The following is a 23,295-nucleotide window of genomic DNA, read 5'->3' as shown; positions in this document are numbered from 1 at the left end:
ATGTGAGCGCTAACACTGGAGAATCCGGATGAACCGAACGTCCGCGAAGGCCGCCGTGATCGGCGCCGCCGTTCTGACCCTGGCCGCCTGTGCCTCCACGCCGCCGCAGGGCGGCACCACGACCGCCGCCGAGACAGAGGGCGGCGCGTACACCTGGTGGGACCCCTACCCCCAGCACGACGCGGGCTCCGCGTGGGCCAAGCGGGTCGGCGCCTGCGGGCAGCAGGCCGGCGTCACCATCGAGCGCACCGCCTACGACACCACCGCCCTGACCAACCAGGCCCTGCTCGCAGGCCAGGAGGGCAACGCGCCCGACGTCATCCTGCTGGACAACCCGGCCGTCTCGACCCTGGCGGACGCCGGCATGCTGACCGCGATGTCTGATTTCGGCCTGGAGGTGAACCGGTTCGACAAGAACCTCATCGCGGCCGGCGAGCTGAACGGCAAGACGTACGGCATCCCCATCGGCGCCAACACGCTCGCCCTCTACTACAACAAGAAGATCCTCGACGACGCCGGGGTGGACCCCGCGACGATCAAGGACTGGGCGTCGCTGAACGCGGCGCTGAAGAAGGTCAAGGCCGCGGGCAAGAAGCCGATCACGTTCGCCGCCATCGGCACCGAGGAGGGCTCCTTCCAGTTCCTGCCCTGGTTCTGGGGCGCCGGCGCCCAGCTCACGCAGCTCGACTCGCCGCAGGCCGTCGAGGCCCTGCAGCTGTGGAGCTCCTGGCTCAAGGACGGCCTGGCCCCCAACTCGGTGATCAGCAACTCCCAGAACACCACCTGGGAGGAGTTCCTGACCGGCGAGTTCGCCTTCGCCGAGAACGGCACCTGGCAGATCAACAGCGCCGCCGAGGCGGGCTTCCCGACCGGCATCGTGCAGATCCCCGGCAAGGACGGCGGAACCGCCGCCACGCCCACGGGCGGCGAGTTCATCACGGTCCCGGTGCAGAAGGACACCAAGCGCTACGACGTCACCAAGAAGATCCTCGAATGCATGACCACGCCGGAGGGCCTGGTCGAGACCGGCACCACCTTCGCGTACTACATCCCCTCCACCGCCGACGGCCAGCAGGCCATCCTCGCCGAGGAGCCGGGCCTGAAGCCGTGGGTGGCGGCCGTCCAGTCGGCCAAGGGCCGCACCAGCGACAACCTCGGCACCAAGTACCCCAAGATCTCCGAGGCCCTGTGGACCGGCGTGCAGAAGGCGCTGAGCGGCGCGGCGAGCCCGGCTGACGCGCTCAAGGACGCCCAGGCGCAGGCCCAGCAGGCCACCGGCGACTGATCGGAGACCCCATGGCATCGACCCGCACCGCCGGGGCGCTCGCCCGCCCCGCGCACCGGGCGGCGCGGCGGCCCCTGCGGTGGACGACCCTGGCCTTCCTCGCGCCGCTGATCGTCTACCTGCTGCTGTTCTACGCCTACCCGCTCTACCGCAACATCGAGCTCAGCCTGCACGACTACACGCCCCGCGCCTTCATCCAGGGCAACCCGGAGTTCACCGGCCTGGCGAACTACGTCACGATCCTGTCCGACGAGGCGTTCCTGCGCGCGCTGGGCAACACGGCGCTGTTCACCCTGGGCTCCATCGCCGCGCAGTACGCGCTCGGCCTGGCCCTGGCGGTCTTCTTCCACCGCGGCTTCCGGCTGTCGGCGGTGCTGCGCGCGATGTTCCTGGTGCCGTGGCTGCTGCCGCTGATCGTGTCCGCCTCGACGTGGTCGTGGATGCTCAACAGCGAGAACGGGATCGTCAACGCGGCCCTGCAGGCGTTCGGGATCGGCCAGATCAACTGGCTGACCTCGCCCGACACCTCGCTGCTGGCGGTCACGATCGCCAACATCTGGCTCGGCGTCCCGTTCAACCTGGTCATCCTGTACGCGGGGCTGCAGAACATCCCGGCCACCCTGTACGAGGCCGCCGGGCTCGACGGCGCGAACGGGTGGCAGCAGTTCCGGCGCATCACGTTCCCGCTGCTGCGCCCGGTGTCGGCGATCACGCTGCTGCTCGGCCTGATCTACACGCTCAAGGTCGTCGACATCATCTGGATCATGACCAGGGGCGGGCCGGCGGACGCCTCGACGACGCTGGCCATCTGGTCCTACCGGGAGGCGTTCGGCACCGGGCAGCCCGACTTCTCCCCCGCGGCGGCGGTCGGCAACCTGCTCATCCTCATCGCCTTCGCCGCCGGGCTGGTGCACGTGCGGCTGCAGAGGGAGGCCCCATGAGAGCGTGGAAGACGGCCGTGGGCGTCGTCCTGGTGGCGGTGATGCTCTTCCCGGTCTACTGGATGGTCAACGTCTCGCTCACGAAGACGAGCGACATGCGGGCCGACCCGCCGCACTGGTTCCCGTGGAACCCCACGTTCGAGGGGTACGCCGCGGCCTTCGGGCAGCAGCTGCCGGCCCTGGCCACCAGCCTGTTCATCGGCCTGGGCACGGTCGTGCTCACGCTCGCGGTGTCGCTGCCGGCCGGCTACGCGCTGGCCAAGCTGCGCCCGCGCGGCGGCCGGGCGATCGACTTCCTGCTGCTGGTCGCCCAGATGATCCCCGCGGTCGTCATGGCCATGGGCTTCTACGCGATCTACATCAGGCTCGGCCTGCTCAACACCGTCCCGGGGCTGATCGTGGCCGACTCGACGCTCGCCGTGCCGTTCGGGGTGCTGCTGTTCCGGGCGTTCATGGCGGGCATCCCCGGCGAGCTGCTGTCGGCGGCGCAGATCGACGGGGCGAGCACCTGGCGGACGTTCCGCTCGATCATCCTGCCGCTGAGCCGCAACTCGGTGATCACCGTGTCGCTGTTCACGTTCCTGTGGGCGTGGTCGGACTTCATCTTCGCCTCCACGCTCAACCGCAACAGCGACGTCATCCCCATCACGCTCGGCATCTTCCGCTACATCGGCAACAACACCACGCAGTGGAACTCGATCATGGCGACCGCCGTGATCGCGTCCATCCCCGCGGCCTTCCTGCTGATCCTCGCGCAGCGCTACATCGCCGCCGGGGTCACCGCGGGCGCCGTGAAGGACTGACAAGAAAGGTATGCGCCCTATGAGCAGCCCCGTGCTGCCCTCCCACGGCCGGGTGCGCCCGCTCGGGCTCGCCCAGGTCCGCCTCACCGGCGGCTTCTGGCACGAGCGGCAGGCCGTGAACGCCTCGGCCACGCTCGCCCACTGCGAGGCGTGGATGGAGCGCCTCGGCTGGCTGGCCAACTTCGACCGGGTGGCGGACGGGACGACCGGCCCCGACCGGCCCGGCTGGCCGTTCTCCGACTCCGAGGTCTACAAGCTGCTGGAGGCCCTGGCCTGGGAGGCCGCGCGGACGGGCGCCCCGGAGGCCGAGGCCGCGATCGAACGGCTCACCGCCCGGATCGCCCGCGCCCAGGACCCCGACGGCTACCTCAACACCTGCTTCGGCCACGGGGACCAGCCGCCCCGCTACAGCGACCTCGAAGGCGGCCACGAGCTGTACAACACCGGCCACCTGCTGCAGGCCGCCGTCGCGCGGCTGCGCACGCACGGCGAGGACGACCTGGTACGCCTCGCGCGCCGGGCCGCCGACCACGTGTGCCGCACGTTCGGCCTGGCCGGGATCTGCGGGCACCCGGAGATCGAGGTCGGCCTGGCCGAGTTCGGCCGCGCCACCGGCGAGGACCGCTACGTCGAGCAGGCCCGCCTGTTCCTCGACCGGCGCGGCCACGGCACGCTGCGCGACATCCCGCTCGGCCGCGCCTACTTCCAGGACGACCTGCCCATCCGGGAGGCCGGCGTCTGGCGCGGCCACGCCGTCCGGGCCCTCTATCTCACCGCGGCGGCCGTGGACGTGGCGGTCGAGCGCCGCGACGACGAGCTGCTGCAGGCGGTGGAGCGGCAGTGGGAGCGCTCGGTGGCGCGCCGCACGTACATCACCGGCGGCATGGGCTCGCGCCACCAGGACGAGGGCTTCGGCGAGGACTGGGAGCTGCCGCCGGACCGCGCCTACTGCGAGACCTGCGCGGGCGTCGCCTCGGTCATGGTGTCGTGGCGGCTCCTGCTGGCCACCGGCGACGCGCGCTACGCCGACCTGATCGAGCGCACGCTGTACAACGTCGTAGCCGCCTCGCCGAGCCCCGACGGCCGGGCCTTCTTCTACGCCAACCCCCTCCACCAGCGCACGCCCGGCAGGTCCGCCGACCCGGACGAGGTGAGCCCGCGCGCCGAGGGCGGCACCAGGGCCGCCTGGTTCGACGTCTCCTGCTGCCCCACCAACGTCGCCCGCACCCTGGCCAGCCTGCACGGCTATCTCGCCACCAGCGACGACGACGGCCTGCAGCTGCACCAGTACGCCCCCTGCTCGATCAGCGCCGAGCTGCCGGACGGCCGGCGGGCGGCCGTGGAGGTCGAGACCGGCTACCCGCGCACGGGGACCGTCCGGGTGCGGATCACCGCCGACGCCGCCGCGCCGTGGACGCTCGCCCTGCGCGTGCCCGCCTGGGCGGCCGGAGCGACGCTGACCGACGCTGGCCGCACCCGCGAGGTCGCCCCCGGCGTGGCCCAGCTGCGGCGGGCCTTCCGCGCGAGCGACGTCATCACGCTCGACCTGCCGGTGGAGCCCCGCTTCACCTGGCCCGATCCGCGCATCGACGCGGTGCGCGGCTGCGTGGCCGTCGAGCGCGGCCCCGAGGTGCTCTGCGCCGAGTCCCGCGACCTGCCCGGCCCGGACGCCCTCGACGCCCTCGTGATCGACACGGGCGCCGGGCTCAAGGCAGGCGACGGCGCGGCGCTGGCCCGCGCCCTGCTGCCCGCCCACCCCGGCGGGGGCTGGCCCTATCTCACCCACCAGGCGGCCCTCACGGGTGACGCCCGGTGGATCGACCTCCCGCTGCGGCCCTACCGCACCTGGGCCCAGCGGGGCCCTGCGGGCATGCGCGTCTGGCTGCCCGTCTCCACCCCCCACCCCGAAGGAGAGTGACATGCGTCCACGCGTCAGAGCACTGCTGTTAGCGCTCACAACCGCCGCCGCCTCCATGACGGTCGCCGCCTCCCCCGCCGCCGCGGCCGGCGCCACGCTCACCGTCAACGTCGCCCAGCCGTTCCGCCCCGTCACCCACGCCGCCTCCGGCGGCCTGTACGGCCTGGCCGAGAACTCCCGCCCGGCCGACTCCACCCTGCTGCCGATCAAGGTGAACTCGCTGACGCAGCCCGCCCCCGGCGTCGGGCAGCGGCCCAACGGCCAGCCTCCCGGCGGCGACTCGCTGCTCATCGCCCCGCAGGCCACCCGCGTGGGGGCCGGCCAGTTCATCCGGATGCCGGACATCTATCCCGACTTCCCCTACCGGTGGGTGAGCTGGGACGACTGGCTGGCCAAGGTCGACACCATGGTCAGGGCCCGGCTCAACGCCACCACCGTCACCAACGTCATCGGCTGGGAGCTCTGGAACGAGCCCGACTACACCTGGAACACCGCCGCCGCGGGCAACTTCAACGACGGCTGGGTGCGTACGTACCGGGCCGTGCGGGCCCTGGACCCGCAGACGCCGATCGTCGGCCCCAGCACCGCCGTCTACAACCGCTCCTGGATGCAGGCGTTCCTGACCCGCGCCAGGGACACCGGCACGCTGCCCGACATCATCTGCTGGCACGAGCTGCAGAACCCCGCCAGGATCGCCGCCGACCTCGCCGACTACCGCAACCTGGAGGCGTCGCTGGGCATCAGCCCGCGCCGCGTCTCCATCAACGAGTACGCCGCCCCCACCGAGGTGGACGTGCCCGGCCGGGTAGCCAGCTACGTCGCCAAGCTCGAGCGCGGCGGCGTCGAGTCCGCGCACCGCGCCTTCTGGTACGAGTACGGCACCATGAACGGCCTGGTCGTCAACGGCAACCAGCCGACCGGCACGTGGTGGCTGTACAAGTGGTACGGCGACATGGCCGGCAACATGGTCACCACGACGCCGGGCGGCCAGAGCGGCCTGGACGGCTTCGCCGCCTACGACCCCACCCGCAGGATCGTCAACGTCGTGTTCGGTGACGAGGCGGGCACCAACACGGTCAACCTGACCGGCCTCGGCGCGCTGGGCTCCAGCGTCCGCGTCACCCTCCTGTCCACCCCCTCCAGCGGGCGCTTCACCGCCGTGGCCGCCCCCACCACCGTCTCCACCACCACCCGCACCATCTCGGGCGGCCAGCTCAGCGTCTCCGTGCCGAACATGGTCGCCACCAGCGCCTACCAGCTCGTCGTCGAGCCGGCCACCGGCGTGCCCGCCTATCAGCAGCGCTACGAGGCCGAGAACGCCTCGGTCTTCCGCGCCCAGCGGCTGACGTCCGCGAGCGCGTCCGGCGGCGGTTACGTCGGCCGCATCGACAACTCCGGCACCCCGCGCACCGACAGCTACGTCGACTTCGTCGTCAACGTGCCCGCCGCCCGCGCGTACACCATGACGATCGGCTACGCCAACGGCACCGGTGCCACGGCCACGCAGGGCCTGGCCTACAACGGCGGCGCCTGGAGCACGGTCAGCTACCCGCCGACCGCCGGGTGGGGCCAGTTCGGCGCCACCGTCAGCACCACCGTGAACCTGCGTGCCGGGTACAACGTGATCCGCCTGGCCAAGGGCTCGCCGTACTTCGCGGGGGGCACCGGCTACGCCGAGCTGGACTACATCCAGCTCACCTGATCCACCCGGGTGGACCCGGCACGCCGGGTCCACCCGCCGACATTTCATCTCACGTGATACCGTCGCGGATGAAATGACATTCGGTAACATGTCACCATGACCGCAGACGTTCCTTCTTCGCGCGCGACCGACCGCCCCGGGGACACCTCGCCCTTCGCCCTCGGCCTGCTGCTGCGCCAGGCGCACTGGCGCGCGGCGGCGGTGATGACGGAGGCGCTGCGGCCGCTCGGCATCGAGCTGCGGCACTTCGCCGTGCTGATCGTGCTGATGGACCGGGGGCCCACGGTGCAGCGGGACCTGGCGGCGACGACGGGCTCGGACAAGGCCGGGGTCATGCGGGCCGTGGACGACCTGGAGCGCAAGGGGCTGGCCGTACGCAGGACCGTCCCGGGTGACCGCCGGGTGCGGATGGTGGAGATCACGCCCGCGGGCGTGGAGCTGTTCGACGCGGCCCACGTGGCGGCGGAGTCGCCGGCCAGGCACCTGGTCGCCGGCCTGGAGCCGGAGGAGGCCGAGCGGCTGAAGGAGCTGCTGACCCGGATCGCCTATCCCCCGGCCGGCGAGGCGTAAGGCCTCATCCTCCCCTCTGTCTTGGGATACCCAGGTCTCGAAATCGTATTGAATGATACTATATCGTCTGATACGATAATGAGTGAAACGAAAAGACCCGCCGAGCAGGCGAGGAGGTCATGATCATGGAGGTCTACGAGGCCGTCACGAGCCGCCGCGCGGTGCGCGGGTTCACCGGCCGGCCCGTCCCGAGGGAGGTGCTGGAGCGCGTGCTGTCGGCCGCGGCCTGGGCGCCGTCCGGGTCGAACCTCCAGCCGTGGCACGTCTACGCGGTGACCGGCGAGCCGCTGGCCGAGATCAAGAGGCGCGCCGGCGAGCGCCTGGCCGCGAACGACCCCTGGGACGAGCGCGAGTACGAGATGTACCCCGCCGCGCTGAAGTCCCCGTACCGTGAGCGCCGCTCCGCCTTCGGGCGGGAGCGCTACGGGGCGCTGGGGATCGCGCGCGAGGACTGGGAGGCGCGCCAGCGGGCCGCGGCCGGCAACTGGGACTGCTTCGGCGCGCCGGCCGCCCTGTTCTGCTACATCGACCGCGACATGGGGCCGCCCCAGTGGGCCGACCTCGGCATGTACCTGCAGACCGTCATGCTGCTGCTGCGCGCCGAGGGGCTGCACAGCTGCCCGCAGATGTCCTGGTCGGTGTTCCGCAGGACGGTCGCGGAGGTGCTGCGTCCGCCGGAGGAGCTGATCCTCTTCTGCGGGCTGTCGATCGGGTTCGAGGACGTCTCGGTCACGTACGTCCGCACGGGCCGCGCGCCGCTCCATGAGACGGTCACGTTCGTCGGGGACACCGCGGCGCCGCCCCGGAGCGGCTGCCGCCGCGCGCCGCGCGGCTCCCGCGCGCCGGTGCGGTGGATCCACGCGGACGGCAGGCGCCTGCGACAGCACACCACCTCACGGGGAGAGACATGACCAGCCAGTTCCGCCTCGGCGGCGACCTGACGATCGACCGGCTCGGCTTCGGCGCCATGCGCCTGCTCCAGGGCGGCCCCGGGCGCGGCCCCGCGCCCGCGGGCGCCGTCCTGCGCCGCGCCGTCGAGCTCGGGGTCGACCACCTCGACACCGCCCACTTCTACCGCGACCAGGACGGCTCGGTCAGCGCCAACGCGGTGATCCGCGAAGCCCTGTCCCCGTACCCCGGCGGCCTGGTGATCGCCACCAAGGTCGGCCCGGTCTTCGGGCCGGGCGGCCCGCGCCAGGCCACCGCCGCCGAGCTGCGGCCCCAGGTCGAAGCCAACCTGGAGAGCCTCGGCCTCGACCGCCTGGACCTGGTCTATCTGCGCATCGGCAAGTCGGAGCCGCCGCACGGCCAGTCGCTCGCCGAGCGCTTCGAGGCGCTCGCCGCGCTGCGCGAGGAGGGCCTGATCCGGCATCTGGGCATCAGCAACGTCGATGCCGCCCACCTGGCCGAAGCCCGGGCGATCGCCCCCGTCGCGGCCGTGCAGAACCACTTTCACCTGGCCGGCCGCGCCGAGACGGCCGTCCTGGACGCCTGCACGCGGGCCGGCATCGCCTTCGTGCCCTTCTTCCCGCTCGGCGGCGGCCGGGCCGCCCTGGACGACCCCGGCCTGGCCAAGGTCGCCGGACGGCACGGCGCCACCGCCCGCCAGATCGCCCTGGCCTGGCTGCTGGCCCTGTCGCCGGTGGTGCTGGCCATCCCTGGCACCGGTTCGGTGGCCCACCTGGAGGAGAACCTGGCCACCCGGTCGGTCGTGCTCACCGAGGAGGACCTCGCCGACCTCGCCTGACCGCACGAGCAAGTCCCCCGCCGCTCCTGAGCAACCGATCCACATGAGGCGCCGTAGTGAGAGGACGGACACCATGAGGGTTACCAACCATCGCAGATCGGCCTGCCCGGCCGTCGACGGCCGCGAGCGGGCGCACTCCGCACCGTCGAGCCGCCTGCCGGCGGGCTTGTGCTCCCTGCCCCGTCCCGTGGCGGTGGTGGCGGGGGGCGGCGGAGTGCTCGGGGCCGCGCAGGTCGGCGTCGGGTACGCACTGGAGCAGCGGGGATTCGTCCCGGACCTGATCGTCGGGACGTCGGTGGGCGCGCTCAACGGCGCGATCGCGGCCGCCCACCCCGGCAGCGCCGCGCCCTGGCTGGATCTCGTCTGGACGCGCGCGCGGCGCCGCGAGGTGTTCCCGTTCGGCTGCCTGCCCTCCCGGGGCGGCGTCTGCGCCGACCGGGGCCTGCGCCGGCTGATCGACGGGGCCGCGCTGCCGTCGCGGGTCGAGGAGCTGGCGGTGCCCTTCACCGCCGTGGCCATGGACCTGACGACCGGCGCCCAGGTGCTGCTCGACCGCGGGGACCTCGCGTCGGCGCTGCTGGCCAGCGCGGCCATCCCCGGCATCCTGCCTCCGGTACGTCGGGAGGGCCGGACACTCGTCGACGGCGGCGTGATCGCCTTCGTCCCGGTACGGGCGGCGCTGCAGGCGGGCGCGGCCAGCGTGGTCGTGCTCTCGACCGGGCAGACCAGCTCGGCGCCGCGCCCGGCGGGCCCGCCCAGGTGGGCCGGCGGGGTCGCCGCCCGGGCCGGGCTGCTGCTGTTGCGGCACCAGATCGAGCGGGACCTGGACGAGGTGTCCGGGCGGATCCCGACCGTCGTGCTGCCCACCGGCGTGGACAGCTGGCCCGCCCCGTGGGACTTCCGCCATTCCCGGCGGCTGATCCGCACCGCCTGCCACACGGCGGGCCGCTTCCTCGACGGGCTGCGCGTCAGCGGGCCGGGCCTGTACCGGGCCCAGAGCCCACCGGCCGCCCCGGACGAGGCCCGCGCCGTCGTGGAGGAGGCCGCCCGATGAGCACCGTCGCCTTCCTCAACCTCGCCCTGCACGGGCACGTCAACCCGACGCTGCCGGTCGTGGCCGAGCTGGTCCGCCGTGGCCACACCGTCACCTATCACACCTCGCCCGCCTTCGCCCGGGAGATCGAGGCCGCCGGCGCGATCGTGCACCGCCATCCCGGCGGCGACCGGCCGCTGCCCGACCCGCCGCTGCCGGTGACGATGCTGGACGGGCTCGCGCGCACCGCCGCGGACCTGCTGCCCGCCGTGCTGGCGGACCTGCGGCGGATCCGGCCCGACCTGATCGTGCACGGCTCCGCCTGCCCGTGGGGCGCGGTCGCCGCCCGCGAGCTGGGGGTGCCGGCTGCTGCGGCGTACACCACGTTCGCGTTCGACCGGCACGCGCCGAGCCCCACCCGCGCCTCGTGGGAGCTGCTGGGCGCGGCGGCGGCCCGGCCCCGCACCGTCCGGGGCTACCTGCGGGCGCGGTGGGGGCTCTCGCGCCGCTACGACACCCGCGGGTTGCCGCTGATCGACCTGGCGAACGTGCGCGAGCCGCTCAACCTGGTCTTCACCTCGCGGATGTTCCAGCCGGGGGCCGGCGCCTTCGACGGGTCCTACCGGTTCGTCGGCCCGAGCCTGGGCGCGCGCCCGCCCGACCCGTCGTTCCCGGCTGATCGCCTGCGCGATCCGGTGGTGTACGCCTCGCTGGGCACCGTCTTCGACGCCGGTCCTGAGCTGCTGCGCACCCTGGCCGCCGCGCTCGCCCCGCTGGGCGGCACCGTGGTCGTCTCCACCGGGCGCACCGACCCCGCCGCGCTGGAGCCGTTGCCGGCCGACGTCCTGGCGCGGCGCCGCGTACCGCAGCCGGAGGTGCTGGCGCGTGCGGCGCTGTTCGTCACGCACGGGGGGATGAACAGCGTGAACGAGGCCCTGTACGCCGGGGTGCCGATGCTGGTGCTGCCGCAGGGCGCCGACCAGCCGATGGTGGCCGGGCGGGTCGTCGAGCTCGGCGCCGGCCTGGCCCTGCCTCCCCAGGACGTCACCGCAGAAGCGGTGCGGGCCCTGGCCGGGCGTCTGCTCGGCGAGCCCCGCTTCCGGAGCGCGGCGGCCGCCGTGCGGCGGGCCCAGCGCGACGCGGGCGGCTACCTGCGCGCCGCCGACGAGCTGGAGAGCTACCTGCGCCGGGCCGGGCGGGCGGCAGTGCCGCAGGGGTGCTGAGCGATGTCGCCCTTCGTCGCCGTCGTCCTGCTGCTGGCGGGGCTGTCCGAGTCCGCCGGGCGGCTGCTGCCCCTGATCGCCCGCCGGCCCGGCGTGTCGCGGTCCCACGCGATCCGGCTGCTGCTGACCGGTGCCGTGGTCGAGGGCTCGGTGTTCGCGTTGTGGCCGCCGGCCGCGTGGACGCTCGCCGAGCTGGCCCTGTCCGCTCCGGTGACCGGCGTCGCCGCGCTGACCTGGACCCCCGGCCTGGCGGCCCCGCTGCTGCTCGCCGCCGTCCTGGCCTTCCCGCTGCTCGGGCCGCTGCTGCACCTGCTGCTCCTGGCGGGGGTCGGGGCCGGTCTGGTCAGCCCGCTCGCCGCGGCGACGGGGCTGGACTGGTGGCCCGCGGCGGCCTGTGTGAGCATCGCCGGGATCGGGCTGGGGCTCGCCGTCGAGGCCGTGCGCCGCCTGGTCGTCACGATCAGCGCCATCCGGTGGAGGGGGCTGCCCGCATGATCGACTTTCCGCTCCTGGCCCTGGTGCTCGGCCCCGTGCTGCTCGCCGAGGCCCTGCTGGCCCGCTACGAGGTGCTCGTGTACACCGCCGGCTGGCGGCGGCCCACGACCGAGCTGCCGCAGGGCATGCCCTACGCCCGTGGCGCGGACCCCGGCCGCCCGCCGGCCGCGTACCTCGTCTATCTGGACGGGATCGGCAAGCGCCGCTTCCGCGACACCCGCGACGGCGGCCAGCTCGTCAGCGCCCTGATCGCGGCGGCACCGGAGCTACGCGTGCTCGGCCAGGTGCAGCCCTACTCGCCGCTGGCCGACCCGCTGACCGACCGGCCCGTGTGGGAGTGGCTGCGCCACCACCTCGGCATCATGCTGTTCCTGCACAACGTCATGCAGATCTTCGTCGCCGCCGACCACCGCTACCGTCCGCTCTACAACCGCGCCGTCGGCGCCCAGATCGCCGAGCAGCTGCACCGGGCCGGCTACCGGGCCGGCAGCGGCATCCCGGTCGTGCTGCTCAGCTACAGCGGGGGCGCCCAGGTCGCCACCGGCGCGGTCACCGAGCTGCACGCCCGGCTGCGCGCGCCGCTGCTGCTGATCACCATCGGCGGCTTCCACAACGGCGCCAACGACCTCACCCACGCCTGCCGCCTGCACCGGCTCACCAGCCCTCATGACCGGATCGAACGGCTCTCCACCTGGATCTTCCCGCAACGCTGGCCGCTGTTGCGGGGCAGCGGCTGGAACCGGGCCGTACGCGCGGGAAAGGTCGTCGTGCACCGGCTCGACCCGGCCACCCACGTCGGGCAGCGCAGCTACATCAACCCCGAGGCGCTGCTGCCCGACGGCCGCAGCCACCTCGACCGCACCACCGGCACGGTGATCGCGCTCATCCGGGCCCACCGAGCCGTGCCGGAGCGTCAGCCCCGGCCGTCGTGACAGGGCCCCGCTTCACCGGGTGAGGCGGTGGAGCTGCCCTTCGTGCACGTCGCTCACCCACTCCCAGCCGGGCTCGGCCGAGGGGCCGATCCGCGGGTCGTCGGGGTCCCGGCCGTCACGCAGCGCCAGCACGTACGCCCGGTCCCGCGCGATCCGCTCCCGCGCCTGGCCGGAGCCGCCGACGGAGCCGTGGCCGGGGACGACGACCTCGACCTCGCCCGCCACGCCCTCCAGCAGCCGCAGCGCGGCGAGGTAGTCCTCGATCGGGTCCGTGCCGTCCAGGTCGAGCATCGGGACCAGGACGTCGGAGAGCAGGTCGCCGGCGACGAGCACGCCGCGTTCCTCGATCAGCAGCGCCGCGTGGCCCGGGGCGTGCGCCTGGTGCTCGATGATCCGCACTCGCGGGCCGTCCCACGGGACCTGTCCGGTGCCGGCGGGCAGGCCGGTGACGAGGCCGAGCAGGTCCAGCGGCACCTGCCCGGCGATCTCGGTCTCGAGCAGGTGGTCGGCGATGCGCTGCTTCGCGTCGGCGTCCGCGAGCTGGTCGCGGACGGTGGCCGCGCAGCGCGCCGTGCCGTAGCGGGGCGCCTCGCCGAGCCGGGGATGCCAGAGCAGGTGATCCCAGTCCGGATGCGTGGAGAAGCCCGCCACCACCGGCTGCCCCAGCGCGCGCAGGTCGTCGGCGAGGCAGCCGAGCTCGGCGCCGGTCACCCCGGGGTCGATGAGCAGCACCCCGTCCCGGCCCCGCACCACGACGGCGTTGCTCCGCACGAACGCGCTCTCGTGGACCAGCACCCCCTCCGCGACCTGCCTCAGCACGAGCCCGCCTCCTTGGCGTCCAGGACGGCGTAGCGGTGCATCGTGACGCCCTGCCGGAACGATCGTTGTTCGAGCAGGTCGAGATCGATCGGGAGGTCGTAGTCGTCGAACAGCGGCCTGCCGAAGCCGAGGATCGCGGGATGGGTGAAGAGCAGCAGCTCGTCGAGCAGCCCCACCTTGAGCAGCTGCGTGGCGAGCGCCGCGCCGCCCACGCTGATGGCGCCGTCGGTCCCGGCCCGCAGGGCGGCGAGCTGCTCGATCGCGTCGTCGCCGCCGATGATGCGGGTGTTGTGATCGGCGCTGCGGCGGGTGCGGGAGACGAGCACCTTGGGCTTGGCCGTCCAGATCTCGCCGTACTCCCGCATGAAGTCGGGCAGCGTCGTGTCCTGGCCCGACCGTGGCCAGAACTCCTCCATGACCTCGTAGTAGACCCGGCCGTGGACCATGAGAGCGAGCTCTCGCGTCAGCGCGTTGGCCGCGCGGTGCAGCTCCTCGTCGAGGCGCAGCCACTCACCGGCGCCGTTGTCCCCGGGAACCTGCTCGATCCGCAGGTCGAGGGAGACCTGCATCGCATAGACGAAGCGGCCCATCAAGCTCCTCCTCTCCCAAGTGATTGCATTCTGCAAGTACTATTGGGGAGGACGAAACAGCTGTCAAGGAGGCATCGTGGAACCACGGTCCGGGTGTCCGGTCAACGCCGCCGTCGAGGTGCTCGGCGATCGCTGGTCGCTGCTCGTGCTGCGCGACGTCATCTTCGGCGACCGCCGCTACTTCCGGGCGCTGCTCACCGGATCGGCTGAGGGCATCGCGTCGAACATCCTCGCCGACCGGCTCGTCCGGCTCGTCGAGGCGGGGCTGCTCACCCGCGGCACCGCCGCGCGGGGCCAGCGCGCCCGCTACAGCCTCACCGAAGCCGGCATCCGGACCCTGCCGATCATCCAGGCCCTCGGCGACTGGGGTCTCGACTGGCGCGAGGGCGGCGACGAGCTGCGGGGCCGGCAGCGGTTCCTGCGCGACGCGGGCCCGGCGTTCCTCGAAGAGCTGATGGACGAGCTGCGCGTCCGCCACCTCGGCGCCCCGCCGAAGCCGCACGACGGCCCTGGCCCGTTCGAGCGCCTGGAGGCGGTCACCGGCGTCAGCCGGCCAGGCCGCGCAGACCTCTCGACAGGAACAGCAGGGCGAAGACCAGGAGCAGCAGCAGGCTGAGGGCGCCGTTGTGCCGGATCAGCCAGCCGCGCATCCACTGGAGCCGCCGTTCGCCGCCTCCGGTGAGCGCGGTGGCGTAGGGGGCGAGCACGCCGAGGCTGCCGATGACGACGAAGACGGCGGCGAGCACGAGCTGCCGGCCGAGGGGCAGAGGCTCGCGGGCGGCGGCGATGGCGCCGCCGGCCAGGGAGGCGAGGTTGACCGGGTTGGCGATGATGAGCAGCGCCGCCACGCCGACGATCCTGGGCGGGGTCAGGGTGTCCATGGCGGCGATCCAGCGCGGCACCTCGGGGGCCGCGCGCTGCCTGCGCCGGGCGGCCCGGCGGATCCCGGAGAGCGCCATGAGCAGCAGGAGGATCCCGGCGGCCAGGGCGACCCAGGAGACCCAGGCGGGCTTGGCGTGCCCGGTGGCGCCCAGGAACGTGATCAGGGCGAGCAGCACGACCCAGCTCATGACCAGCCAGGTGACCTCGAACAGCAGGGCCTTGGCGCGGCCGTTGGCGCTGATCAGCAGGGCGATGACGGCCACGACGGGGAACGGCGAGACGATCAGCCCCAGCGTGTAGGGCAGCATGTCGGCGAACGCCTTACCCATGATCACTCTCCCGGTGGGCGGCGGCCGCGGCCTCGTTGGAGTCGTAGTAGGTGAGCCCGGTCAGGCCGTAGTGGTCCAGCAGGCGGCGCAGGCCGGAGGTGGCGCGGGCGACGACGAGGGTGACGCCGCGCTCCCGCAGCGCGGCGATGGTCTCGCGCAGGGCCGCCGCGCCGGTGGTGTCGACGTCGGTGATGGCCTCGGCGTCCAGGACGATCCACCGGGCGCCCGCCTCGGCGAGGCGGGTGATCTCGCTCTTGAACGTGCCGGCGTTGGCGAAGAAGAGCCGGCTCTCGAAGCGGTACACCACGAGCGGGCCCTGGACGGGCCCGCGGACGTAGCGGCCGTGCTCGCCCGGGCGCAGGGTGGCGGTGCCGGGCCGGGAGGCGCGGCGCACGACGTCCACGGCCGACAGCAGGAAGGCGATGACGACGGCGGTGAGCGAGCCGAGCACGGGCACGCCGAGCAGGCACACCACCGCGATCCAGAACTCCGATCGGCGCAGCCGCCACAGCTCGGCCAGCTTGCCGGCGTCGATGAGCCGGACGACGGCGACCGCCACGATGCCCGCCAGCGCGGTGTTGGGCAGGTAGGCGAGCACGCCGGAGCAGAACGCGACCAGCACGGCGACCACGAGCGCGCAGACGACGCTGGGCAGCTGGGAGCGGGAGCCGGTGGCGTCCATGGCCGCGGTGCGCGAGGCGCTGGAGCCGACGGTCATCGACTGGGTGAGCCCGCCGGCCACGTTGGCCAGGCCGAAGGCGCGCAACTCGGTGTCGGCGTCGAGCCGGTAGCCGTGCTGCTCGGCGTAGCGGCGGGCGGTGAGCAGCCCGTCGGCCAGGGTGACGGCGCAGATGGCGAGGGCGCCGGGGATCAGCGCCGCCCACTGGCCCAGCGTGATCGACGGCCAGTGCGGCACCGGCAGCCCGGACGGGACGTGGCCGAGCACCGACACGCCGTGCCGGTCGAGCCCCGCCCAGGCCACCACCGCCGTGGCGGCCACCAGCGCGATCAGCGGGCCCGGCAGCGCCGGGGCGTACCGGCGCAAAGCGATGATCACGGCCATGGTGGCGACGCCGACGACGACGCTCCACGGGTGGGCCTGCGGGAGCTTGGTGACGATCTCCCACAGCTCGGGGAAGAACCGCTCGGCGGTGGTGCCGATGCCGAGGATCTTCTTGACCTGGCTGGTGAGGATCTCGACGGCCAGCCCGGCGATGAAGCCGACCAGGACGGGCTCGGACAGGAAGTTCGCCAGGAAACCCAGCTTGAAGGCGTAGAAGAGCAGGAACACCACCGCGCAGACCAGCGCCTGCGCGTAGGCCAGCTCGACGTACTGCGGGCTGCCGGGGCGAGCGGCGATCGCGACGAGCAGGGAGGCGATGAGCGCGGCGATCGGCGCGTCCGGGCTGGCGACGAGCTGGCGCGAGGAGCAGAACAGCGCGAACACCAGCATCGGCGCGATGGCCGCGTACAGGCCGGCCACCGGTGGCAGCCCGGCGATCTGGGCGTAGCCGATGTTGAGCGGGATGGCCAGCGCGGCCAGCGTGACTCCGGCGGTGATCTCCCGTGGCGCGTTCAGCGGGCCGCGGAGGCCGGCGGCGAGGCGCGTCACGCCGGCCGCCCATCCGGAACCGCATGCATCCCTCTCCCCCCGTCGGGGCTGGCTTACCCCATTTGACCAGGGATGATGCTTGGCGCTCCTGTCAGCGGGCGGTCCCGGACCGGCCATGGCGGGCGCGCCACCTAGTGATCACCGGCTCGGCCGCGAGATGACGCCGGCGGATGTCCCCGTCGGCGCGCGTCATCGAGGTCGAGACGCCGCCATCACGGCGGTGCGGGGAGGAGGGCACATGCCGCGGCTGTCCCGCAGCGACTGGTACGACCTGTCACGCGACACCAACTGGACCTTCCGCTACGTGAGGGAGAGGACCTCTTCCCCGAGGCGCCCCGCGCCCGCCTGATGCCGCGCGGCGGTCCACCGCTGCTCCCCGCCGTGGTTATGGGACGCCGCGAAGGCGGTATCAGGCCTGTCCGGAACAAGGCAGAATGATGCGGTAAGCATCCGGTCCCAGCGCGGTGAACAGGCGGCCGACACCCATGATCCGTCTCTCCCCGAGAGCCCCTGACTCCGGACCCGTCCCGCGGCTGGGCCTCACCCGTCTCACGATCGCGGCGAGCGGCCTGCTCGCGCTGCTGATCGGGGTCGCGTTCGCCGTCCTGATGTGGGCGATCGCCGACGCCAACAGCTCCACCTCGGCCAGGCGGGCCTCCCGGTCCGCCCTGGTCGAGGCCGGCAACCTGGAACAACTCGTCCTCGATCTGGAGACGGGGCAGCGCGGCTTCGTGATCACCAAGCGGGAGGAGTTCCTGGAGCCGTGGCAGCGGGCGCGCAGGGAGTTCCCCGAGCAGGAGCGCAGGTTCACCGAGACGGCCACCTCCCCCAGTCAGCGGCGCATCGCCGAGCAGATCAGGCAGGGCGTCGACTCGCTGGTGAACGACTACTCGGTGCCGCTGGTGGAGGCCGTGCGGCGGCGTGACGCCACCGCGTCCGGCCTGGCGGCGACGGCCGAGGGCAAGCGGCGCGTGGACGCCCTGCGCGCCCGGTTCGACCAGTACACGGCGGACGAGCGTGCCGAGCTGGCCGCGCGCGAGGACGCCGCGGGGAGCAACGCACGGCGGGCGGTGATCGCGGCGGGCGCGGGGCTGGCGGCGACGACCGCGCTGGTGGCGGGGTTCACGGTGCTCCAGCACCGCGCCGTCGTGCGGCCGGTGCGCGGGGTGGCCGCCGCGGCGGGACGGCTGGCCGGCGGTGACCTCGGCGTGCGGATCGCCCCCAGCAAGGTGGCGGAGATCGGCGCGCTGGGCACCTCCTTCAACACCATGGCCGCCTCGTTGCAGGACAGCCGCAGGCGCATCATGGAGAGCGTCGAGGCGGTGCACCGGCGTACGGCCCGCGACCTGCACGACGGGGCGCAGCAACGGCTGGTCAGCCTGATGATCGGGCTCAGGCTGGCGCGCGAGCTGGTCCCCGAGACCGAGCCGGCCGCCACCGAGCTGATGGACCAGTCGATCGCCCACGCGCAGGAGGCCATCGACGAGCTGAGGGAGCTGGCCAGGGGCATCTACCCGCTGGTGCTGACGGTCAAGGGCCTGGAGGCGGCGGTGCGGGAGCTGGCGTCCCGCTGCCCGGTGCCGACCGTGGTGGACAGCGACCTCGACCGCAGGATCGGCGGGGCCGTCGAGTCCAACGCCTACTTCGTCGTGGCCGAGGCGGTGACGAACGCGGTCAAGCACGCCCAGGCGTCCCAGATCGACATCTCGCTCGAACTCGGGGAGGCCCTGCGGATCCGGGTCGCCGACGACGGGGTCGGCGGGGTGGGCGCCGGCGCGGCGGGCAGTGGCCTCACCGGGCTGGCCGACCGCGTGGCGGCCTTCGACGGCACGCTGACCATCGAGTCGCCCCCGGGCGGCGGCACGACGATCCTGGCCCGGATCCCGGTCCCGTAACGTGGGGTTGGCCCCATGGCCTGGGCGTTGTTCCGTCGGAGAGGCTGGTTCCGTGTCAGTCAACGTGGTGGTCGTCGATGACGATCCCGGATTCCGTCGCATCGCGAGGACCCTGCTGACCGTACGCGGGCTGCACGTCGTCGCCGAGTCGCCGGACGGGGCGGCGGCGATCGCGGCGGTCCGGGAGCACCGCCCCGACGGCGTGCTGCTCGATCTGCACCTGCCCGGCGAGGACGGCCTCGCCGTCGCCCGGGCGCTGGCCAGGGAGGGACACCCGCCGCGCGTCGTGCTGACCTCCACCGATCCCTGGGCGTGGTCGCAGGAGGAGCTCGCCGACGCCGGGATCCTGCGCTTCGTGGCCAAGGACCGGCTGTTCGACACCGATCTGAAGGCCCTGTTCTCGCCCGAGGGTTGAGGTGACCCCGCGGCGCGGTGTGGGGTTTTCCCGACATGCGGCCTCGGGACGGCCGACCCGGGGGCTGCGGGCGGCTCTACAGCCGCCAGGGCCACCTGTGACCAGACTGGAGAACGTCCGAGGGGGTCCGAACAGAGTCCCCCGTCCGCCCCCTCCTGGAGGAGCATCATGTCCGAGACGTTCACCCCGGTCACGCCCGTGCTGGAGCCGGCCGCGGCGGCGTTCGCCGAGGCCACGTCGCAGCCGCCGTTCCTGTACCAGCTTCCCCCTGCCGAAGGCCGCAGGACGGTCGAGGAGGTGCAGTCGGGCGAGATCGCCGAGCCCGCCGTGGACGAGGAGTGGATCACCGTACAGGGCGGGCCGACGGGCAGCGTGCGCGCCCGCGTCGTCCGGCCCGCAGGCACGACCGGCACACTGCCGGTCGTGCTCTACATCCACGGCGCCGGCTGGGTGTTCGGCAACGCCCGCACCCACGACCGGCTCGTCCGCGAGCTCGCCGTGGGCGCCGGCGCCGCCGTGGTCTTCCCCGAGTACGACCTGTCGCCCGAGGCGCGTTACCCGGTCGCCATCGAGCAGAACTACGCGGTGGCCCGCTGGATCGTCACCGAGGGCGCCGGCCAGGGCCTGGACGCCTCCCGCCTGGCCGTGGCGGGCGACTCGGTCGGCGGGAACATGACGGCCGCGCTGACGTTGATGGCCAAGGAGCGCGGGGACGTGCCGCTGGTGTTCCAGGTGCTGTTCTACCCGGTCACGGACGCGAGCTTCGACACCGGCTCCTACCGCCAGTTCGCCGAGGGGTACTTCCTGACCCGCGAGGGGATGCGGTGGTTCTGGGACCAGTACACGACCGACGAGAAGGAGCGCGCCCAGATCACGGCGTCGCCGCTGCGCGCCACCGCCGACCAGCTCGCCGGGCTGCCGCCGGCGCTCGTCATCACCGGTGAGGCGGACGTCCTGCGCGACGAGGGCGAGGCGTACGCGAACAAGCTGCGCCAGGCGGGCGTGCCCGTGACCGCCGTCCGCTACCAGGGGATCATCCACGACTTCGTCATGCTGAACGCGCTGCGCGGCACCCACGCGGCCGAGGCGGCGATCGGCCAGGCGGTCGCCGCGCTGCGCCAGGCGCTGGCCGGCTGAACGGCGAGCCGCTGTTCAGGCGGGATCCCGTCCCCTCCGGCGCGTCTCACCGCCGCTCGCCTCCGGTCCGGTCGTCGCGTGGGGCACGACCGGCACGGCGGCGGGCGGCGGGCAGGGCGCCCGGTCATCCGTACGAAGAGGAATGTCTTGCGTAACATCGTCCTGATCACCGGGGCCTCCAGCCGCTCCGGCGCCCGCACCGCCCGCGCTCTGGCCGACGCCGGCGACACCGTCTACGCCGGCATGCGGCAGACCGCCGGCCGCGACGCGGCCCAGGCCGAGGCCGCCGCCGGCTACGCCGCCCAGCGGGGCGTGGACCTGCGCGTGATCGAGCTGGACGTCAACTTACCGGAATCCGTCAACGCCGCGATCCACCGGCTCGTCGCCGCGCACGGCCGCATCGACGTCCTGATCCACCATGCCGGTCACCTGGGCACCGGCCCGGCCGGGGCGCTGACGCCCGAGCAGCTCGCCGAGCTGAACGAGGTGAACGTGCTGTCGGCCCAGCGGATCAACCGGGCCGCGCTGCCGTACCTGCGGGCGGGCGGCAGGGGCCTGGTGATCTGGGTCTTCGGCCCCGAGCCTGCTTCGGCGCCGTACTTCGCGGTGGAGGCCGCGATGGACTACCTGGCCGTGAGCTACTCCGCCGAGCTCGCCCGCTGGGGAGTGGAGACCTCGATCGTGGCTCCCGGCTCGCCCGCCGGCCGTTCCGGCCGCCTCTGCGGCGAGATCGCGCGTATCGTCGCGCTTCCCGCCGGCCGGCGCCCCTACCGGGTGCGCCTCGACGTACCGCCGTCGGCGCCCGACACCTCCGCGTACGGGGCGGCCCTCAGCGCTGCAGGTACCGCAGCACCGCCAGGACCCGGCGGTGCTGCGTGGAGTCCGTCTGCTGGAGCCCGAGCTTCATGAAGATGCCGGTGACGTGCCGCTCCACGGCGGGGACGGTGACGAAGAGCTTCGCCGCGATCCCCCCGTTCGAGTGGCCCTCGGCCATCAGGGCGAGGACCTCCTTCTCCCGTGGGGTGAGCTCGTCCAGCGGATCGGCCTTGCGCCTGCGCGTCACCAGGCTGGAGATGACGTCGGGATCGAGCGCGGAGCCGCCGCTCACCACGCGTTCGATCGCGTCGGTGAGCACCTGCGCGCCGGCCACCTTCTCCTTCAGCAGGTAACCGACGCCGACCGGGTCGTCTCCCACGAGGTCGAGGGCGTAGGACGGGTCGAGGAACTGCGAGAGCACGATCACCGCCGTCTGCGGCCGATCGGCCCTGATCTTGAGTGCCGCCCGCAGGCCGTCGTCGGTGAGCTGCGGCGGCATCCGGATGTCGGTGATCACCACGTCCGGCTGCTCGGCGGCGGCCACCTGCACCAGCTCGACGGCGTCGCCCACGGACGCGACGACCTCGACGCCGGCCCGGGAGAGCATGGCGGTGACACCCTCGCGCACGATGGGTTGATCCTCGCCGAGTACGGCCCGATATCGTGCGCTCATGCAGGCATCCTAGCCACCCGCGTCAGATGCGCCGATACGTCCCCGCAGGTCAGCCGAAGCGCAGCAGCAGCACCTCCGGGCCCTGGATCCCGAGCGGCCCCGGCCAGGTCACCGGCTCCACCACGGACGGCGGGCCCAGCCGCGTCGCGAGCACGGACAGCGCCTCGCTGACCTCGACGCGCGCCAGGGCGGCCCCCAGGCAGTGGTGCGGCCCCGCGCCGAACTGCAGCGGCGACACGTCCCGGACCGCGGTGATGTCGAACCGATCGGCGTTCTTGTACGCCCGGGGATCGCGCTGCGCGGCCTTCACGCACATGGTGAGGTACCTCCCCCGCTCGATCGCGAGCCCCTTGTAGTCGAAGTCCTCGGCGGCGAAGCGGTAGATGGTGCCCGTCGAGGGCTGCCAGCGCATCACCTCCTCCACGGCCCGGGTCGCCAGGTCCGGCTGCCGGCTGAGGAGCGTCCACTGCCCGGGGTGCTGCGAGAAGACCACCATGGCGTTGGCGAGCTGGTGGCGGGTCGTGTCGTGGGCGGCGAACACGAGGGTGACCAGGAGGTTGCGCAGCTCGTCCCGGCTGACCTGGCCGTCGCCGGACTGGTAGGCCGCGACCAGGTCGGAGCTGAGGTCGTCGGACGGCCGGGCGATCTTGTCGTCGATCAGGTAGTCGGCGTAGTCGTTCAGGCCGACGACCGCGTTCTCCAGCCGGGCCACGATGTCCTCGCCGCCCGACAGGCCGAAGACCAGGCCAAGGTCGGCCGTCCAGGTGCCGAAGTGGCCGTAGTCCTCGGGCCGCACGCCGAGCAGCCGGCACATGACCGCCAGCGGCAGCCGGATGCCGAAGTCGGCGACGAAGTCGTGCGTGCCGCCGTCGTCCAGGCCGTCGGTGAGCTGCTCGGCCTGCTCCCTGATGAACGGCCGCAGCCGGGCCATCCGGCGGGCGGTGAACGCCTTGTTCATCAGGCCGCGCAACCGGCGGTGCTCCTCGCCCTCGTGGTTGACGATCATCGGCACGAACCAGTCGTAGATCGGGCCTTCGGTGATGCCGTGCGTCTCCATGTAGCGCCGGCCGTCGTGGTTCAGCCTGCGGTCGCGCAGCAGGTCGCTGGCCTCTTCGTAGCGGAGCACGAGCAGGCCGAAGGGGCTGTCGGCGTACCAGCTCTCCGCCTGCGCTGCGTAGACCTCCGGGGCCTCGAAGTCGAACGCGGGGTCCAGGACGTCGAGGAACGGGACGTTCGGGGCTGCGGGTGTCGCCACGCCATCCTCCTGCGGGATTCTCACCGGCGTCGATGCGTGCGACCCCAGCCTCTTCCCGCATCACGCGCCAGAAAAGTAACGCTCTACTGACCTGGTGAACATCGGTCAGCTTCGCGGTGAAGCGCCGTGCGGGCCCGGGGACGAGCACGCTGCGCCTCACCTGGACGGCGAAGCGCAGCGCCGGCTGACGGCGGAGAGCCGGGGAGCACGTCCTGCCGCCGGC

Annotated in this window: 23 protein-coding genes; 17 read left to right on the top strand and 6 right to left on the bottom strand. The window is 73.2% G+C overall.

Annotated features, from left to right (window positions below):
• Nucleotides 1–28 precede the first annotated feature (28 nt).
• The 12 genes from LCN96_RS25645 (at nt 29) to LCN96_RS25590 (ending at nt 12,649) form a co-directional block, all read left to right on the top strand.
• Entirely contained in the window at nt 29–1,285 is a 1,257-nt protein-coding gene (locus LCN96_RS25645; RefSeq protein WP_225275436.1) for a sugar ABC transporter substrate-binding protein, read from the top strand.
• Nucleotides 1,286–1,296: 11 nt separating this feature from the next.
• Nucleotides 1,297–2,226 carry a carbohydrate ABC transporter permease gene (locus tag LCN96_RS25640; protein ID WP_225275435.1) on the top strand — a complete coding sequence of 310 codons (930 nt, stop codon included), beginning with the start codon at nt 1,297–1,299 and terminating at the stop codon, nt 2,224–2,226.
• Nucleotides 2,223–3,029 carry a carbohydrate ABC transporter permease gene (locus tag LCN96_RS25635; protein WP_225275434.1) on the top strand — a complete coding sequence of 269 codons (807 nt, stop codon included), beginning with the start codon at nt 2,223–2,225 and terminating at the stop codon, nt 3,027–3,029. Before LCN96_RS25640 ends, LCN96_RS25635 begins: the two co-directional genes overlap by 4 nt.
• Nucleotides 3,030–3,048: 19 nt before the next feature.
• Nucleotides 3,049–4,947, top strand: coding sequence for a glycoside hydrolase family 127 protein (locus LCN96_RS25630; protein ID WP_225275433.1), 1,899 nt, complete (start codon nt 3,049–3,051; stop codon nt 4,945–4,947).
• A gap of 1 nt (nt 4,948) precedes the next feature.
• The gene (locus LCN96_RS25625; RefSeq protein WP_225275432.1) at nt 4,949–6,649 is read left to right on the top strand and encodes a CBM35 domain-containing protein; all 1,701 of its coding nucleotides are present in this window, start codon (nt 4,949–4,951) and stop codon (nt 6,647–6,649) included.
• Between the two features lie 96 nt (nt 6,650–6,745).
• The gene (locus LCN96_RS25620) at nt 6,746–7,219 is read left to right on the top strand and encodes a MarR family winged helix-turn-helix transcriptional regulator (protein WP_225275431.1); all 474 of its coding nucleotides are present in this window, start codon (nt 6,746–6,748) and stop codon (nt 7,217–7,219) included.
• A gap of 125 nt (nt 7,220–7,344) precedes the next feature.
• Nucleotides 7,345–8,130, top strand: a complete 786-nt coding sequence (locus tag LCN96_RS25615) for a nitroreductase (RefSeq protein WP_225275430.1) — start codon at nt 7,345–7,347, stop codon at nt 8,128–8,130.
• Nucleotides 8,127–8,966, top strand: coding sequence for an aldo/keto reductase (locus tag LCN96_RS25610; protein WP_225275429.1), 840 nt, complete (start codon nt 8,127–8,129; stop codon nt 8,964–8,966). The genes LCN96_RS25615 and LCN96_RS25610 overlap by 4 nt, the downstream gene beginning before the upstream one ends.
• A gap of 73 nt (nt 8,967–9,039) precedes the next feature.
• Entirely contained in the window at nt 9,040–10,020 is a 981-nt protein-coding gene (locus tag LCN96_RS25605) for a patatin-like phospholipase family protein (RefSeq protein WP_225275428.1), read from the top strand.
• On the top strand, nt 10,017–11,222 hold the full coding sequence (locus LCN96_RS25600; protein WP_225275427.1) for a macrolide family glycosyltransferase: 1,206 nt from the start codon (nt 10,017–10,019) through the stop codon (nt 11,220–11,222). The genes LCN96_RS25605 and LCN96_RS25600 overlap by 4 nt, the downstream gene beginning before the upstream one ends.
• Nucleotides 11,223–11,225: 3 nt before the next feature.
• The gene (locus tag LCN96_RS25595; RefSeq protein ID WP_225275426.1) at nt 11,226–11,717 is read left to right on the top strand and encodes a hypothetical protein; all 492 of its coding nucleotides are present in this window, start codon (nt 11,226–11,228) and stop codon (nt 11,715–11,717) included.
• A complete protein-coding gene (locus LCN96_RS25590) occupies nt 11,714–12,649 on the top strand; it encodes a hypothetical protein (protein WP_225275425.1) in 936 nt (311 codons plus the stop codon). Before LCN96_RS25595 ends, LCN96_RS25590 begins: the two co-directional genes overlap by 4 nt.
• 12 nt (nt 12,650–12,661) lie before the next feature.
• On the opposite strand, the gene LCN96_RS25585 is transcribed toward LCN96_RS25590, so the two are convergent.
• Nucleotides 12,662–13,468: an MBL fold metallo-hydrolase gene (locus LCN96_RS25585; RefSeq protein WP_225275424.1), complete on the bottom strand. Its 807-nt coding sequence runs from the start codon at nt 13,466–13,468 to the stop codon at nt 12,662–12,664.
• Nucleotides 13,462–14,058: a dihydrofolate reductase family protein gene (locus LCN96_RS25580; RefSeq protein ID WP_225275423.1), complete on the bottom strand. Its 597-nt coding sequence runs from the start codon at nt 14,056–14,058 to the stop codon at nt 13,462–13,464. The genes LCN96_RS25585 and LCN96_RS25580 overlap by 7 nt, the downstream gene beginning before the upstream one ends.
• A 76-nt stretch (nt 14,059–14,134) precedes the next feature.
• On the opposite strand from LCN96_RS25580, the gene LCN96_RS25575 reads away from it, so the two are divergent.
• A complete protein-coding gene (locus LCN96_RS25575) occupies nt 14,135–14,674 on the top strand; it encodes a winged helix-turn-helix transcriptional regulator (RefSeq protein ID WP_225275422.1) in 540 nt (179 codons plus the stop codon).
• Here LCN96_RS25575 and LCN96_RS25570 read toward each other — a convergent pair.
• Together LCN96_RS25570 and LCN96_RS25565 are read right to left on the bottom strand one after the other, a co-directional pair.
• A complete protein-coding gene (locus LCN96_RS25570; protein ID WP_225275421.1) occupies nt 14,604–15,269 on the bottom strand; it encodes a GAP family protein in 666 nt (221 codons plus the stop codon). The genes LCN96_RS25575 and LCN96_RS25570 overlap by 71 nt on opposite strands.
• Nucleotides 15,262–16,881, bottom strand: coding sequence for a SulP family inorganic anion transporter (locus tag LCN96_RS25565; RefSeq protein WP_225275420.1), 1,620 nt, complete (start codon nt 16,879–16,881; stop codon nt 15,262–15,264). Before LCN96_RS25565 ends, LCN96_RS25570 begins: the two co-directional genes overlap by 8 nt.
• Before the next feature lie 485 nt (nt 16,882–17,366).
• Here LCN96_RS25565 and LCN96_RS25560 point away from each other — a divergent pair, with 485 nt between their 5' ends.
• From LCN96_RS25560 to LCN96_RS25545, 4 genes are all read left to right on the top strand, one after another.
• Complete coding sequence (locus LCN96_RS25560) at nt 17,367–18,776, top strand: CHASE3 domain-containing protein (RefSeq protein ID WP_225275419.1); 1,410 nt, start codon at nt 17,367–17,369, stop codon at nt 18,774–18,776.
• Nucleotides 18,777–18,828: 52 nt separating this feature from the next.
• Nucleotides 18,829–19,191, top strand: coding sequence for a LytR/AlgR family response regulator transcription factor (locus LCN96_RS25555; RefSeq protein ID WP_225275418.1), 363 nt, complete (start codon nt 18,829–18,831; stop codon nt 19,189–19,191).
• A 168-nt stretch (nt 19,192–19,359) separates the two neighbouring features.
• The gene (locus LCN96_RS25550; protein WP_225275417.1) at nt 19,360–20,328 is read left to right on the top strand and encodes an alpha/beta hydrolase; all 969 of its coding nucleotides are present in this window, start codon (nt 19,360–19,362) and stop codon (nt 20,326–20,328) included.
• 147 nt (nt 20,329–20,475) lie between these two features.
• Nucleotides 20,476–21,237, top strand: coding sequence for an SDR family NAD(P)-dependent oxidoreductase (locus LCN96_RS25545; RefSeq protein ID WP_225275416.1), 762 nt, complete (start codon nt 20,476–20,478; stop codon nt 21,235–21,237).
• Here the strand turns inward: LCN96_RS25545 and LCN96_RS25540 are convergent.
• A complete protein-coding gene (locus LCN96_RS25540; protein ID WP_225275415.1) occupies nt 21,158–21,817 on the bottom strand; it encodes a response regulator transcription factor in 660 nt (219 codons plus the stop codon). The two genes, LCN96_RS25545 and LCN96_RS25540, sit on opposite strands and share 80 nt — an antisense overlap.
• A 49-nt stretch (nt 21,818–21,866) precedes the next feature.
• A complete protein-coding gene (locus tag LCN96_RS25535; RefSeq protein WP_225275414.1) occupies nt 21,867–23,072 on the bottom strand; it encodes a cytochrome P450 in 1,206 nt (401 codons plus the stop codon).
• Nucleotides 23,073–23,295: the final 223 nt, after the last annotated feature.

The sequence above is a fragment of the Nonomuraea gerenzanensis genome (genome assembly GCF_020215645.1).
In the GTDB taxonomy this organism is placed as follows: Bacteria; Actinomycetota; Actinomycetes; order Streptosporangiales; family Streptosporangiaceae; genus Nonomuraea; species Nonomuraea gerenzanensis.
Note: the sequence above shows the minus strand (reverse complement) of the source record. Positions and strands in the feature narration are given on the sequence as shown.